This window comes from Glaciecola sp. KUL10, from assembly GCF_003203515.1.
Lineage (GTDB): Bacteria > Pseudomonadota > Gammaproteobacteria > Enterobacterales > Alteromonadaceae > Glaciecola.
This window is the reverse complement of the sequence record NZ_BGNG01000017.1, coordinates 23695-38581: the sequence shown is the minus strand read 5'-3', so window position 1 is coordinate 38581 and position 14887 is coordinate 23695. Positions and strand designations below refer to the sequence as shown.

The following is a 14887-nucleotide window of genomic DNA, read 5'->3' as shown; positions in this document are numbered from 1 at the left end:
ATGAATGTGGGTAAGTTTTTGGGTTTGGTTTGGTGAAAATGGTGGGGAGTGTGAATTAATATTTTTTTGGGGATGTTTTACTGATTATTTTTGTGTTTTGAGGTGTTTAACTTGATTATTGAGTGTTCCAAGGAGGTTCCCTATTTCAACTAGCTCTTCTACAGATCTTTGAACTAAATGATGTTTCCACGATCAGATCCCGAAACTAAGACTTTCGGGATTTTTTATGATTCAAAATATTCAACATTGGGCAGAGTTCACCTTCAAATGGTTTACATTGGTTATTGCTGACAACAGAGCCTGTGACTAACGCAAAAGAAGCAAGGAAGATTATCTCTTTTTATGAAGCGAGATGGAAAGTAGAGTTGTTCCATAAAGTTTGGAAAAGCGAAGGCACAAAAGTCGAAAATCTAAAGATGCATAAGTTTGAAAGCCTTGAAAAAGTAGCGGTGATGTATGCCTTTATTGCATGCAGATTGATGCAGCTAAAAGATATGGGTGATAGTAAAGCAGGCGAAAAGTCACCGTGTACTCTTTGCTTGAGCACACAACAGTGGCAAATGCTCTACAAAGCGACATACAAAAAACTCCCCAATAAAGACAACATCCCAACTGTAAAATGGGCTTATCTGGCAAAAGCTGAATATGACTTACAGAGTAGGGTGGTGGATGTTTAAATAATGCTAGGTTCCAAGGAGGTTCCCTTTTTCAAGGGAATGACGATTCTTCGGTGCAACTAATTATTTCGGTGAAACAAGTTTCTATGGTGCTACATTCGTTAGTGACAAACGTTACCGAACCTGATTGGGTTGATAACCCGCTTGTGCGGCGCTAGGCTCCGCTTCTTCAGGGACGATTTGTCGTCTTCTACTGGGGCCTTGAAACCTAACCATAAAGGTTTTGTATTCTTTTATCGATTCGAAACAATAAGCACCCAAGGCGTTCTCAAGTTCTTTAAGATTGTGGTTTGTGATTAAAATGCAGTTTTTATTGTCACTTAATCTTTGTCGTAGGATGTTGCCTAACCAACTTTGGCTGGGCTTTTTAAGCACACTTTGATTAACGCAGACTTCATCCAGTACTAGCAATTCGACTTCTTGAAGTTGCTTAGATATTTCTCTGAATTTTTCGCCAGTTTGATCATTTGATTGATAGTCATATGAAGAAAAACGCATTTCTAATAAGGTTTGCAGCTGGCGATACAAGACAGTTGTTTCGTGCCTATTGATCAATTCGTGAGCAATAGCACCCGCGATATGCGATTTTCCTCGGCCGTAATCGCCATAGAAAATCATCATATTAGCGGAGCCATTTCGCCAATTAGGATCATCGTGAGCTGAAATAAAGGCTTTGGCTATTTCGATTGCTTTTGTGACATCGTCAGCATCTTCTACTAGATTATCAAACGTCCAATTGGGGTTAAGCTCAGAACGACCGTGTATTTGTGCAATTCTTTTTTGTTTGGTTTGTAACTGCAAATTTTTGATATCTTGGTTGGCTAAGCGATCAAACTCTTGTCTGCGCTTGGCATAGTCGAATGCTTCAGTAGCGGTCTCTTTTTTGCCAATAGACTTAGCGAGTGATTCTAGTTTAGCGTTAAGATTATTCATTTTTTCTCGTTGTCTTTTTTGTGACTATCTTCTTTATTACTGTATTGTTCAACCAATTGACGAACGTTGTCGTCTATCTCAATACTTGCATCAAGTGTGACCCACTGATGGCCTACTTTCGTTTGTTGTTTGCTAACAGGATAACGTTGTCGCCTTAGCTTTATACTTAAAACAAACTTTTGCGTCCATTGATAATCTGTAAATCGGCGTTCAGGGTAGCCTAACCAATAAGCAATAAATTCGCCTAATTCCTCGGTTGAGTAGCCGTGTTCAATCAGACCTATTAACTGACAAATCTGTTCAAACACTTGTGTTTCTGGTCGCCATTCTATTTCCATAGCATGATGATTCAGGGACATATTGTCTGTATTTATTTGAGCAACAGATATAGGTTTGACTAAGGGGAGGGTAATGGTTTCTTTGTTTAAACTTCGCTTAAAGTCTTGCTCTGCTTGTAGTTCAATCAAACCAACATTTGATAATTCTTTGAGTAGCGCATTAATTTGTCGACCCAGTTCAATCACTTTTTCTTTTGCATTCAGCAAATTTAAAATGTCAGCATAGTTTAAATCGACGGTACCTTCTTTCATATTGGCGCGTGGGCGCAAGTATAAACTGTAAAGTACTCGTGCTTTATTGCTGATCGCTAGTTGAAGGGCGTCGTATTCTAGGCTAGTCAATTAAATGTCCTGAGAAGCCAACCATTGTGCCGCTGTTTCTTCAGGAATTGGGTGGTGCAGCACATCAATATGTAGTGGTTTAAGCATCAACTTTGCACCTGCATCCAACAATACTTTTTCTATGTTAATCGCTGCGCCGCAATAGGTGTCATAACTGCTGTCACCCAAACCGACAATGATGCAATGTTTTTCACTCAGGTTTTGCTTAGCTATTTCAACAGCAAATGTTTCGAAATTTTCTGGATAATCACCTGCGCCATGAGTTGAAGTACACACTAACAAAACACTTTGTGCTGTTAATGCATCGATGGTTGGTTGAAAATGAACAGTGCTTTGATGTCCTTTTTCACTAAGGACGGATTCAAGTGCTTCAGCTACGTATTCGGATGCACCTAAAACAGATCCTACAACAATATCGAAATGCATAAATTTTTCCAAAAAAGTGAAAGCGACGTTTGGTCAGAGTATATCTTAATTTTGGTAATTATTTACCTATACAAAAGGAAGAAAATATTTTGCCGAGTAAATCATCAGAGCTGAATTCTCCAGTAATTTCATTCAAAAACTGTTGAGCAATTCTCAGTTCTTCAGCCAATAGTTCGCCTGCCATTTGGTCTTCTAATTGAGTTTTACCCGTCAATATATGAAATTCAGCTTGGGAAAGCGCAGTGATATGTCGCTTTCTTGCGATAATCTGATCTTCTCCCGATTGTTCAAAGCCCATGCATGATTTTAAATGCTGTTTAAGAATGTCTATTCCTATTTCATTCTTCGCTGAGAGGCTAATGACAGGATAGTGTTGAGTACTGTCTAGATTGGGTGTTTCGCCACTTAAATCACACTTGTTTCTAATAACACTGATGTTTGCGTTTGCTGGTAGCTTTTCAAAAAACTCAGGCCATATTTCTTTAGGCTGGCTGGCCGATTCTAGCTCTGCATCGATCATAAACAGTATTCGATCAGCTTGTTCTATTTCTTGCCAAGCACGTTCAATGCCTATTTGTTCTACTTTATCTGTGCTATCCCGCAAACCCGCCGTGTCGATAACGTGCAATGGCATGCCGTCTATATGAATATGTTCTTTCAAAACATCGCGTGTGGTGCCCGCAATTTCAGTAACAATGGCGGATTCTTTTCCCGCTAGGGCATTCAGAAGACTCGACTTACCCGCGTTTGGTCTACCGACAATCACAACTGACATGCCGTCGCGTAATAATGAGCCTTGTTTGGCTTGTGACTTTATATGATCAAGCTTAGCAACAATGGCTTCAAGGCCTGTTTGTACATTTCCGTCGCTTAAAAAATCGATCTCTTCTTCTGGAAAATCAATAGCAGCTTCAACATACATTCTTAAATGGATAACTTGTTCAACCAAGTCATTTACTAATTTTGAAAACTCACCTTGAAGAGATTTTAAAGCACTTTTTGCTGCTTGTTTTGAACTGGCGTCAATTAAATCTGCAATTGCCTCAGCCTGAGTTAGATCTAGCTTATCATTTAAGAATGCTTGTTCACTAAACTCGCCTGGTTTTGCAAGCCTCACGCCTTTTATCTCTAAACAGGCGTCAATCAGTAATTCCATGACTACTTGTCCGCCGTGTCCTTGAAGTTCAAGTACGTCTTCGCCTGTGAATGAATTTGGGCCTTCAAAAAACAAAGCTATACCTTCATCAATGACTTCAGCATCTTTATTTTTAAAAGAAAGGTAGCTTGCATATCGCGGTTTAGGACATTCGCCCAATAACGAATTTGCGACTAGCTTTGATAAAGGGCCTGAAACTCTAACTATACCGACACCACCCCTACCAGGAGCGGTGGCTTGAGCAACTATCGTTTCGTTTTGTTCAAACATGGAATCTGACCCTTATTTTATCTTTAGTGGTCCAATAATTAATCGCGGAAGTTATTGAACTGCAAAGGTTGACCAAAGTCCTCACCTTTTAATAATGCAATGGCGGTTTGTAGATCATCACGCTTTTTACCAGTGACACGCAGTTGGTCGCCCTGAATAGATGCTTGGACTTTCAGCTTATTGTCTTTAATGACCTTAACAATCTTTTTAGCGACGGGTTGCTCGATACCTTGTTTAAACGCAATGTGCTGCTTATAGTTTTTACCAGTAATGTCCATTTCTTGAATATCCATTGCCGAGGTATCAACACCGCGTTTAACACAACAGTTGCGCAACATATCCGCCATTTGTTTAAGCTGAAAATCTCCTTCTGCTTTCATGATGACCATTTCGTCTTTAAATTCGAATGATGCTTGTACACCTCTAAAATCAAAACGGGTCGAGAGCTCGCGATTAGCATTATCAACAGCGTGCTTTACGTCTACATCATTGAGTTCAGATACTATGTCGAATGAAGGCATTTGTTTTCCTTAAATATTTTAACAAGTTGTATATTTTAGAAGTGATTAAATATTAACTGATTTATACAAAAAAGGGTCAGTTCAAACTGACCCTTTTGATTATTTTATAGAGTGGTCAGCTTAACCCTTAGCACTTATTCCACGCTTTTCCATCGAAGCGTAAATTATTTTAGCTTGGATTAAGGTAATCACGTTACTGATTAACCAATAAAGAACTAATCCAGCAGGGAAGAAGAAGAAGAAGACACTCATTGCGACAGGCATAAACTGCATAATTTTCTGTTGCATCGGATCTGTGATCGTCATCGGTTGAAGCTTTTGCAGAAGATACATGCTGGCACCGGTAAGAATCGGTAATACATAGTATGGATCAGCCACTGATAAATCGTTTATCCATAGAATAAAGTCAGCATGTCTTAACTCAACACTTTCTAAAAGCACCCAATAAAGTGCTAAGAAAATAGGCATTTGAAGTAGCAAAGGGAAGCAACCGCCCATTGGATTTACTTTTCCTTTTTATACATTTCCATCATTGCTTGAGACATTTTTTGGCGGTCATCACCATAACGCTCTTTTAGCTGTTGCATTTTAGGTGCTAGGTTACGCATTTTTGCCATTGATTCGTATTGCTTCTTAGTTAGCCAATACATGGCGCCTTTTACAATAATGGTGATTAGGATAATTGCGACACCCCAATTTCCTACTAGGCTGTGCAAGAATTTAAGTAAGCTAAATAAGGGCTGTGATAACCAAAATAAAATACCGTAATCAACTGTTAAGTCTAAGCCTCTTGCGATCGCTGCTAATTTAGCTTGGTCTTTTGGCCCTGCATATAATTGGCTAGCGACACTCGCATTGCCATTTGAAGGGACAATAATCGTTTCGCCCGTATAGCCGATTATTGCATTTTGACCATTATCAGTTAGTCGGCTGTAGATTCTATTTGTTTCTTCCTGAGGTGGTACCCAAGCGCTCACAAAATAGTGCTCGATCATACCTGTCCAACCACCAACAGTAGCTAAATTTAACTTATCGTCTTCAAAGTCACCAAAATTAAATTTCTCATATTTTGTATCTTGTGTTGAATATGCACCGCCACGATAGATAGGCATAAACATGTTGCCGTCGGATTGATCTGCAGTAGTTTGTTTTAACTGTGCAAATTGAACCATTTGAAGGTTGTTATCTGAGTTGTTGGTAATTTGATAATCAACATTTATTAGGTGTGTACCTTGCTCGAATGAAAACGTTTTAGTGACGCTTAAGCCTTCTGCGTTTCGCCAGGTAAGAGGGACAATCAAGGTGTTCGAATCCATCACAAATTCTGTTTGTTGGACTGAATAAAATGGACGACCATCTGCGCTTGCATCTGGCCCATCTTTACCAACCAATCCGCTTTGCGCAATATGAAGTGAAGCATTATTGGGCTTCAATAATTTATAAGAATCTGTTGCACCTAAGGTAACTGGGTACTTTACTAGATCAGCTTTAACCACATCACCGCCGACTAAGTCTATGGTGACATCAAGGGTATCAGTCAGCACTGAGATAAATCGGCCAGAGCTTGTGTCCATTTCAGGCTGAACAATTTCAGCACTAGGCGCACTTGGTAAATCAGTTGCCGCACTTGAAGTAGTAGCAACTGTATCGTTAGTCACTTGTGGCAAACTTGTATCGGCAACGCCAACAGAAGGAACCGCTTTAGGTGTGGTATCTTGAACAGATTGTTCGACGACAACTGGTTTTGGTGCTATATATTCTTGGTATTCTATCCATAGCAGAAAACTGACTAACAATAGTCCAATAATGATAAGACTTCTTTGCGATTCCATATAACTCTCATTGTTGATGTTTTATTTTACGGTCTGCATTTTTTTCGACCGCTAGTGTATTAGGTTTTGGTACATAGTCAAAGCCACCAGGATGCATTGGATTGCATTTTATTATCCGTTTTGTACTTAACAATAAGCCTTTAGTAAGGCCATGAACTTCTAATGCTTCTTTTGCATAACAAGAACAGCTGGGATGAAAACGACAATTTTGCCCAAGTAGAGGAGACAAGAAGGTCTGATATGCTTTTATTAACATACGAAAAGGAAGCGTACTAAGACGTTTCAATTTTTGAGTATTTAACTTGCCTGCCTGCATCTTTTATTGAGCTTCGACCAAAGTTTTTCAAGTTGCTTGTTTAGGTTTGTATTGCTTAACTCGCCAATACCGTGCTTTGCAATCACAATAATATCAACATTCGGTAATTTATGCTGTGATAATCTAAAGCTCTCGCGAATTAAACGTTTAATTCTATTTCTATCGGATGCATTTTTAACTTTCTTTTTAGGTACAGTAATTCCCAAGCGTGGTTTTTGCTCGTTGTTGTTTCTAGCGAGTATAGTGATACAGGGTGAGGGTGCGGGTATAGCTTGTTCGAATACGAAGGAGAAGTGTTTGGGAGTCAACAGACGTGACTCCCTAGAAAAGCGATAGTCTAAATCAGACATTGTGATTAATCACAATTATGCTGATAACTTAGCTCTTCCTTTTGCTCTACGTGCAGCTAGTACTTTACGGCCATTTTTTGTGGCCATGCGAGCACGAAAACCGTGAGAGCGTTTACGCTTGATATTACTTGGTTGAAAAGTTCTTTTCATGACCTAATCTCTTTTTTGTTTCAATTAACGTTGAAGCTTTAGTTTCAAACGCGATTGAAACCATTGCTCTAAAATGGACGCCGAATAATAGGGATCAACTGCGTAAATGTCAAACGAATTACACGTATTAATGACATAAAACTGCTTAAAGTCACGTTGATAATCAATATTTCATCTTTCAATTCTTTAATTTTGTTAATTCTTTGACCTACCTCTACTAAATTTACCGTCGTTTCTTGTAGAAAAAACTCTATTTGTGGGTGAGCGGTATTCATAAATATTGCTCTAATGCGGGAACTATAAAAATTGTGGACCTGTTAAAATGTAATTTATCCACAATTAGTGATGACAAATTATTAAAATTGTGAATTATTTTTAAGCGTTTTTTAATTATAGATTGTTAAATTTGATAATAGACGCGTTAAAAATGCTATTTCGCTTGGCCCAGAGCTTCTCTGTAAGCCTCAAAATTTATACCATTGCTATAATTAAACGGCTAAGTCGGTGAATATATGCACGATTTTATCAGCATATATTTTTATATCCCTGAAGAAACGTTTTTATAAGCAAAGATACTAATAAAAATGGTTTTATCTGTGGATAAATATTCGATGATCATATAGTCTTTTCTCCCTTTTTTAAAACTACCTTTTGTTAAACCTTTCAAGTGTCTAACATTCGTTTAGGAGATACGCAGTGAGTGTGAGTTGGGATGATTGTTTAGAACTACTCCAACAGGAAATACCTGCCGAACAGTTTAATATGTGGTTAAAGCCACTTTCCTCTTTTTTTGATGGCAGCGTATTAACACTTTATGCTGGAAACCACTTTGTGTTGGATTGGGTAAAAGAAAATTACCACGGTAAAGTGACCGCTATTTTGAAAACGCTTTATGGGGCTGATGCACCGAATCTAATGTTGGATCTAGAAAGTAAAAGGCCGAAAGTTGAAGCCCAAACTTCAGCACCACCTAAGGTCGAATTACCTAGTAAACAAGAAACGAATCCTTTTTTGATGGGTAAGCAAAGTGTTCAAGTAAATACACAAGCCCCGACACCAGAGGTCAGCGTTCAAGAAAAACAGATTATTAAACCAGCTGTTGTTCCACTAAAAGACGAACATAAAACCAATGTCAATCCAGAGTATACCTTTGAAAATTTTGTTGAAGGTAAATCGAACCAATTAGCTAGAGCAGCTGCTTTACAAGTAGCTAATAATCCAGGTAAATCTTATAACCCTTTGTTTTTATACGGTGGAACAGGTTTAGGTAAAACCCATCTGACGCAAGCAGTTGGTAACGGTATATTAGCGACCAAACCTGATGCAAAAATAGTTTACATGCATTCAGAACGCTTTGTTCAAGATATGGTTAAAGCGCTACAAAACAATGCTATTGAAGACTTTAAACGTTTTTATCGTTCAGTCGATGCTTTATTGATCGATGATATTCAATTTTTTGCCAACAAAGATCGCAGCCAAGAAGAGTTTTTTCATACTTTTAATGCGCTGCTTGAGGGTAACCAACAAATTATTCTTACATCTGATCGCTATCCAAAAGAAATAGATGGCGTTGAAGATCGCTTAAAATCTCGATTTGGTTGGGGCTTAACAGTCATTATAGAGCCGCCTGAGTTGGAAACCCGCGTTGCCATTTTGATGAGAAAAGCTGAGTTAAATAAAATCAATTTACCTAATGAAGTTGCGTTTTTCATCGCCAAACGTCTAAGATCAAACGTTAGAGAATTGGAAGGTGCTTTAAATAGGGTAATTGCAAACGCTAATTTTACCGGAAAGCCTATCACGATTGATTTTGTTAAAGATGCATTGCGAGATTTACTTGCACTTCAAGACAAGTTAGTTACCATTGAAAACATCCAGAAGACTGTTGCTGACTATTACAAGATTAAAGTGTCTGACATTTTATCAAAGCGAAGAAGTCGAAGTGTTGCTCGTCCTAGACAGATGGCAATGTCCTTGTCGAAAGAATTGACCAACCATAGTTTGCCAGAGATTGGCAATGCATTTGGTGGGAAAGATCATACAACAGTACTCCATGCTGTTAGAAAAATTGATGAACTTCGAACTGAAAATCATGATATAAAAGAAGACTATAAGAACTTAATTCGTACGCTTTCTTCATAACAATAAAAACGAGACTTGATAGATGAAATTTACCATCAGCCGCGAAGGACTTTTGCAACCTCTTCAACTAGTGTCAGGTGCAATTGAGCGTCGTCATACTCTACCCATATTATCTAATGTATTAATTCGTGTTAGCGAAGGCCAACTTTGGTTAACGGGCACGGATTTAGAGGTAGAGTTAATCTCTAGCGTTCAGTTAGCGGGTTCGTTTGACGAGGGCAGAGCGACAGTTCCAGCAAAGAAAATGCTCGATATTGTGAGAAGCCTTCCAGAAGAAAGCATCGTTATATTTGAAGTCAGCGACAACAAGGCCGTTCTAAAAGCGGGGCGCGGTAAATACACCTTATCAACACTATCTGCTAATGATTATCCTAATCTGGAAGATTGGGATGGCGAAGTAGAGTTTGAGATCCAACAAACGCAATTAAAAGGGCTCATTGATCGCACTCATTTTTCAATGGCTCAACAAGATGTTCGTTATTATTTAAACGGGATGAGTTTAGAAACCGAAGAAAATTTAATAAGAACAGTTGCTACTGATGGTCACCGTTTAGCCTTAGCTACCCTCGACTATACTACAAGTCCTTTACCTGCCAGACAGGTTATTATTCCTCGTAAAGGTGTTTTAGAAATAATTCGCCTTATCGAAGACAACGAAGAACAAGTTAAGGTTCAAATTGGAAGTAACCACATCAGAATCTTTTCTAAGTCTTTCATCTTCACTAGTAAATTAGTAGACGGGCGCTTCCCTGATTATAGAAGGGTATTACCAAAGGATTCTGATAAGGCCGTTTGGTCTGCGCGTGATGTTTTAAAAGGCGCATTATCTCGTGCACTCATTTTAACGAATGAAAAATTTAAGGGCGTTAGACTTAATCTAGAATCAGGTTCATTAAAAGTCACTGCGAATAACCCAGAACAAGAAGAAGCAGAAGAAGTGTTAGACGTGGATTATCAAGGTGACGAGCTCGAGATTGGATTCAATGTTGCTTACTTGATTGATGTATTTAACGTACTTCAATCTGAAAACGTCATTATTAACCTTTCAAATGCTAATGCTAGTGCACTGATCCACGCAGAAGGTGATGAGTCTGCGCTTTATGTAGTTATGCCAATGAGACTTTAAGTCTTATTCAGTGTATTTAAAATCACTTCGGCTTGTGAATTTCAGAAACTTTTCACAAGCCCAAATCTTTCCCAATCCAAGACTCAATATCATTTACGGACAAAACGGCGCTGGAAAATCTAGTTTGCTTGAAGCTGTGCATCTACTAGGTTATGGGCGTTCATTTAGAACAACAAAAGCCAATTCGATGTTAAAGCATGATGAACAAGAACTAGTAGTCTTTGCCGAAGTAGAAGACCAAGTAGAAGAAGCCACAAAGAAGATTGGTTGTTCTCGTCATCGTAAGAATGGATATACTTTTAAAATCGATGGCGAATCTGGTTTCAAACTTAATCAGTTAGTCAAACAAGTTCCAGTGCAATTATTTACACCACAGAGCAGTGATTTAATTTTGGGTTCGCCTGGTGACAGGAGAAAGTACTTAGATTGGTTATTGTTTCACGTGGAACAATCATTTTCGTCGACTTCTTCAAATTTCAATAAAGTGCTCAGTCATCGTAATGCGATACTTAAAAAACTTAAAACAAAAGATTCATCAACAAATGTTTTGGATCTGAACTATTGGGACGAACAGTTTTGTGCGTTGGGTGAAGCTCTTAATAAAGTGCGAAACCAATATACCAAGGCAATAAATGTTGAAACTCAAAGCATTTGTGAGCAATTTTTGCCTGAGTTTAAAGTTGAAATAAGTTATAATGCCGGGTGGGATTTATCAAGGTCACTAAAGCAAGAATTAGAAAATAAAAAAGACCGAGATATACAATATGGCTTTACAAATAATGGTCCTCATAAAGGGGATTTAATAGTAAAGGCAGATGGCAATTTGGCGTCTGAAGTTTTATCCAGAGGCCAGTTAAGGTTGCTTGTATCAATGATGCAACTTGCACATATGCGAATGTTTTCAAAAGCACGGTCACAGTCTTTAATTTATCTGATTGATGACATCGCCGCTGAATTAGACATAAGCGCTAGAAAAAGGTTTATAGATTTATTGTTATCTACAGATACTCAAGTTTTTGTGACGGCAATAGAAAAGAATCAGTTCGACTTCATGAACGATTATAACGATAAAAAAGTGTTTCACGTGGAACATGACCAAGTGAACGAGGAGTAGAAAATGTCTGAATCAAACTATGATTCTTCCAGTATAAAAGTCTTAAAAGGTCTTGATGCTGTAAGAAAACGCCCAGGAATGTACATTGGTGATACCGACGATGGTACAGGTCTACATCACATGGTCTTCGAGGTCGTTGATAATTCTATTGATGAAGCTTTAGCAGGGCACTGCTCTGATATTGTCATCAAAATTCATTCTGATGGTTCTGTTAGCGTTTCAGATGATGGACGTGGTATACCAACAGAAATCCATGAAGAAGAAGGCGTTTCCGCTGCCGAAGTTATCATGACCGTTCTTCACGCTGGCGGTAAATTCGACGACAATTCTTATAAAGTATCAGGTGGTCTTCACGGTGTTGGTGTTTCAGTTGTAAATGCTTTATCTAAAAAACTAACTATTAAAATAAACCGTCAAGGCGAAGTACACGAACAAGAGTACAGTATGGGTGTTCCAGTTGCTCCTTTAGGGGTAACGGGTACTACCGATAAAACAGGCACTACCATTAGGTTCTGGCCAAGTGAAGAGACTTTTTCAGACGTTGAATTTCATTATGACTTGCTTGCGAAAAGAGTGAGAGAGTTATCTTTCCTAAATTCAGGGGTTTCGATAAAGCTTGAAGATGAAAGAGATGGTCGAAAAGACCACTTTCATTACGAAGGTGGTATCAGAGCGTTTGTGGAATATCTAAATACAAACAAATCTGTTGTTCACCAGAAAGCTTTTTACTTTGATCACGAAAGGGAAGAAGACGGTATCTCAGTTGAAGTTGCAATGCAGTGGAACGACGGGTTCCAAGAAAATATTTTCTGTTTTACAAACAACATTCCACAGCGTGATGGTGGAACCCATTTAGCTGGCTTTAGAGGTGCATTAACACGTACCTTAAACAACTACATGGAAGCAGAAGGGTACAATAAAAAGAACAAGACTAACGCAAGTGGTGACGATGCTCGTGAAGGATTAACGGCCGTAATTTCAGTAAAAGTTCCTGATCCAAAATTCTCATCTCAAACTAAAGATAAATTAGTATCTTCAGAAGTTAAATCAGCAGTTGAACAAGCAATGGGCGAAAAGCTGTCAGAGTATCTAATCGAGAATCCATCTGAGAGCCGAATTATCGTTGGTAAGATCATAGATGCCGCACGCGCAAGAGAAGCTGCGAGAAAAGCACGTGAAATGACGCGAAGGAAAGGCGCATTAGATCTTGCTGGCCTTCCGGGTAAGCTTGCGGATTGCCAAGAGAAAGACCCAGCACTTTCTGAATTATATATTGTGGAGGGTGATTCAGCGGGCGGTTCTGCTAAACAGGGTAGAAACAGAAAGAATCAAGCAATCTTGCCACTTAAAGGTAAAATCTTAAACGTTGAAAAAGCACGTTTTGACAAGATGTTATCTTCGCAAGAAGTCGCGACGTTAATTACTGCTCTAGGTTGTGGTATTGGTCGTGATGAATATGACCCAGAGAAGCTAAGATATCACAGTATCATTATTATGACCGATGCGGACGTCGACGGTTCTCACATCCGAACGCTTCTTTTGACATTCTTTTATCGTCAAATGCCTGAAATGATTGAACGCGGCCATATCTTCATTGCCCAACCACCGTTATATAAAATTAAGAAAGGAAAGCAAGAACAGTATTTGAAAGATGATGATGCATTGAACGCCTACCTAACGTCAATCGCGGTAGATAATGCTGCGCTATATGTGTCTGAGGGTTCTCCTGCTATCAAGGAGGTTGCTCTAGAGTCTATGGTAAATCTTTACCAACAGACAGTGACTATGATTGAACGTATGCACAGAAGAATGCCCAGTTCAATTTTGACACAACTAATTTACTCAGAACGTTTCGATGAAGCCGTGCTTAAAGACAAAAGTAAGCTTGATGAAATTGGCGCATCTTTGGTTACACAATTAGGTGTGTCTGAAGATGGTGGGCAAACTTTCACACATGCAATTCATTTAAGCGATGATGGCTTGAATGAGCTAGTCATTACAATGAAAATGCATGGTATTGATTACGACTACATCATCAATGAGAGTTTTGTTAATTCTACGGAATACCAAAAAATCAAACTCCTCAATGAAACTATCAACGGCCTAATGGAAGAGGGCGCTTATATTCAGCGTGGCGAAAAAACACTACCAGTGAGCACCTTTGAACAAGCGCTTGAGTGGTTAATGAACGAAGCTAAACGTGGGCAATACATTCAACGCTACAAAGGGCTAGGGGAGATGAACCCAGAACAGTTGTGGGAAACTACCATGGACCCTGCTTCTCGTCGTATGCTACAGGTTAAGATTGAAGATGCTATCGGCGCTGATCAGTTATTTACAACGCTAATGGGTGATCAGGTTGAACCGCGTAGAGAGTTTATTGAATCGAACGCGCTCAATGTCGAAAACTTGGATGTGTAGAAATTATTGAGATCGGAAGATGATTGCCACAAGATCTCACGTTGTTGTCATATAACCACATTATGATTGTTGTTGAAAGGTGCTCTGAATGAGCACCTTTTTTTTGGTGGAATTTTAACAATACCTTTTGCAATGTTTCGAGTAACCTTTGCAAAATCTGGAAGAGCGTATGACTTGTATGACGTGGAAGAATAACGGTGTGGTGCTGCCACCAATATTGATTGCCAGACTTAAAAAAATTGTACAATTTCGAATTAGTTGAACTTAAAACCTCAGTTTTTTTCTGTGGTTTGTTATCCCCATCCGAAAATAGCTAATTTACCGCTTTACTTATCCTCAACTCTGGATAAAACGGATCTGAAGCATCAAGGGTAAAAACAAACTTACCCGTCTGCTTAGGCTGAAATTGAAGATTCAAGGAGTTTTCCTGACAAACTAGATTAATAGACTCATCAAGCGTTAATAGTTTTAATTCAAACGCGCCACAGTTCAAGGACGCTGTCCAGCTGCTATCGGCGATCTTAAAATCATATGGTTGACCATCTGCAATAAGCTCCAACGTTGCGCTGTAAACATTATTACTAGATTCGACCAGTTTGAATTGTTCATTTGCTTCCCACCAATTAAACACACCTCTTAGATACATATCCTCATAGGACGGTGTATTTTGCACAACATTTTGTGCTCTATCTAAACTACTTGTACTACATGCACTTAACACAAATATTGAGCCTAATATTAATGCTTTCAATTGGTGGAAAAATCTCATTTTG

The 14887-nt window shown here is 38.8% G+C and carries 14 protein-coding genes and 1 pseudogene; 5 read left to right on the top strand and 10 right to left on the bottom strand.

What is annotated here, in order from left to right; translation table 11 throughout:
• Positions 1-302: 302 nt before the first annotated feature.
• A complete protein-coding gene (locus KUL10_RS18000) occupies positions 303-677 on the top strand; it encodes a hypothetical protein (RefSeq protein ID WP_158525420.1) in 375 nt (124 codons plus the stop codon).
• Positions 678-791: 114 nt separating this feature from the next.
• Here the strand turns inward: KUL10_RS18000 and KUL10_RS17995 are convergent, their stop codons facing one another.
• From KUL10_RS17995 to rpmH, 9 genes and pseudogenes are all read right to left on the bottom strand, one after another.
• Complete coding sequence (locus KUL10_RS17995) at positions 792-1610, bottom strand: DnaA ATPase domain-containing protein (protein WP_110430346.1); 819 nt, start codon at positions 1608-1610, stop codon at positions 792-794.
• The gene (locus KUL10_RS17990; protein ID WP_110430345.1) at positions 1607-2290 is read right to left on the bottom strand and encodes a DnaT-like ssDNA-binding domain-containing protein; all 684 of its coding nucleotides are present in this window, start codon (positions 2288-2290) and stop codon (positions 1607-1609) included. Before KUL10_RS17990 ends, KUL10_RS17995 begins: the two co-directional genes overlap by 4 nt.
• The gene (locus KUL10_RS17985) at positions 2291-2716 is read right to left on the bottom strand and encodes a flavodoxin domain-containing protein (RefSeq protein ID WP_110430344.1); all 426 of its coding nucleotides are present in this window, start codon (positions 2714-2716) and stop codon (positions 2291-2293) included. It lies immediately after the preceding gene.
• A gap of 58 nt (positions 2717-2774) precedes the next feature.
• Positions 2775-4142: a tRNA uridine-5-carboxymethylaminomethyl(34) synthesis GTPase MnmE gene (gene mnmE / locus KUL10_RS17980; protein ID WP_110430343.1), complete on the bottom strand. Its 1368-nt coding sequence runs from the start codon at positions 4140-4142 to the stop codon at positions 2775-2777.
• Positions 4143-4180: 38 nt separating this feature from the next.
• Positions 4181-4663, bottom strand: coding sequence for a YajQ family cyclic di-GMP-binding protein (locus KUL10_RS17975; protein WP_110430342.1), 483 nt, complete (start codon positions 4661-4663; stop codon positions 4181-4183).
• A gap of 120 nt (positions 4664-4783) precedes the next feature.
• Positions 4784-6495 (bottom strand): annotated as a pseudogene (gene yidC, locus KUL10_RS17970) (membrane protein insertase YidC).
• Positions 6496-6502: 7 nt separating this feature from the next.
• On the bottom strand, positions 6503-6751 hold the full coding sequence (yidD, locus tag KUL10_RS17965; RefSeq protein WP_233499882.1) for a membrane protein insertion efficiency factor YidD: 249 nt from the start codon (positions 6749-6751) through the stop codon (positions 6503-6505).
• 41 nt (positions 6752-6792) lie between these two features.
• On the bottom strand, positions 6793-7161 hold the full coding sequence (rnpA, locus tag KUL10_RS17960; RefSeq protein WP_110430340.1) for a ribonuclease P protein component: 369 nt from the start codon (positions 7159-7161) through the stop codon (positions 6793-6795).
• A gap of 15 nt (positions 7162-7176) precedes the next feature.
• On the bottom strand, positions 7177-7311 hold the full coding sequence (gene rpmH / locus KUL10_RS17955; RefSeq protein ID WP_110430339.1) for a 50S ribosomal protein L34: 135 nt from the start codon (positions 7309-7311) through the stop codon (positions 7177-7179).
• Between the two features lie 696 nt (positions 7312-8007).
• On the opposite strand from rpmH, the gene dnaA reads away from it, so the two are divergent.
• From dnaA to gyrB, 4 genes are read left to right on the top strand one after another with little or no spacing between them, the layout of a single operon-like run.
• Positions 8008-9453, top strand: a complete 1446-nt coding sequence (gene dnaA / locus KUL10_RS17945) for a chromosomal replication initiator protein DnaA (RefSeq protein WP_110430337.1) — start codon at positions 8008-8010, stop codon at positions 9451-9453.
• 22 nt (positions 9454-9475) lie between these two features.
• Positions 9476-10579 carry a DNA polymerase III subunit beta gene (gene dnaN / locus KUL10_RS17940; protein WP_110430336.1) on the top strand — a complete coding sequence of 368 codons (1104 nt, stop codon included), beginning with the start codon at positions 9476-9478 and terminating at the stop codon, positions 10577-10579.
• A gap of 10 nt (positions 10580-10589) precedes the next feature.
• Positions 10590-11693, top strand: coding sequence for a DNA replication/repair protein RecF (gene recF, locus KUL10_RS17935; RefSeq protein WP_110430335.1), 1104 nt, complete (start codon positions 10590-10592; stop codon positions 11691-11693).
• Between the two features lie 3 nt (positions 11694-11696).
• Entirely contained in the window at positions 11697-14114 is a 2418-nt protein-coding gene (gene gyrB, locus KUL10_RS17930) for a DNA topoisomerase (ATP-hydrolyzing) subunit B (RefSeq protein ID WP_110430334.1), read from the top strand.
• Positions 14115-14427: 313 nt separating this feature from the next.
• Here the strand turns inward: gyrB and KUL10_RS17925 are convergent, their stop codons facing one another.
• Positions 14428-14883, bottom strand: coding sequence for a hypothetical protein (locus KUL10_RS17925; RefSeq protein ID WP_110430333.1), 456 nt, complete (start codon positions 14881-14883; stop codon positions 14428-14430).
• Positions 14884-14887 lie beyond the last annotated feature (4 nt).

Excerpts from the sequence above, each read along its gene's own strand:
- rpmH (WP_110430339.1), bottom strand. The coding sequence starts at position 7,311 with ATGAAAAGAACTTTTCAACCAAGTAATATCAAGCGTAAACGCTCTCAC.
- rnpA (WP_110430340.1), bottom strand. The coding sequence starts at position 7,161 with ATGTCTGATTTAGACTATCGCTTTTCTAGGGAGTCACGTCTGTTGACT.
- KUL10_RS17925 (WP_110430333.1), bottom strand. The coding sequence starts at position 14,883 with ATGAGATTTTTCCACCAATTGAAAGCATTAATATTAGGCTCAATATTT.
- KUL10_RS17975 (WP_110430342.1), bottom strand. The coding sequence starts at position 4,663 with ATGCCTTCATTCGACATAGTATCTGAACTCAATGATGTAGACGTAAAG.
- yidD (WP_233499882.1), bottom strand. The coding sequence starts at position 6,751 with ATGTTAATAAAAGCATATCAGACCTTCTTGTCTCCTCTACTTGGGCAA.
- mnmE (WP_110430343.1), bottom strand. The coding sequence starts at position 4,142 with ATGTTTGAACAAAACGAAACGATAGTTGCTCAAGCCACCGCTCCTGGT.
- KUL10_RS17995 (WP_110430346.1), bottom strand. The coding sequence starts at position 1,610 with ATGAATAATCTTAACGCTAAACTAGAATCACTCGCTAAGTCTATTGGC.
- gyrB (WP_110430334.1), top strand. The coding sequence starts at position 11,697 with ATGTCTGAATCAAACTATGATTCTTCCAGTATAAAAGTCTTAAAAGGT.
- dnaN (WP_110430336.1), top strand. The coding sequence starts at position 9,476 with ATGAAATTTACCATCAGCCGCGAAGGACTTTTGCAACCTCTTCAACTA.
- KUL10_RS17985 (WP_110430344.1), bottom strand. The coding sequence starts at position 2,716 with ATGCATTTCGATATTGTTGTAGGATCTGTTTTAGGTGCATCCGAATAC.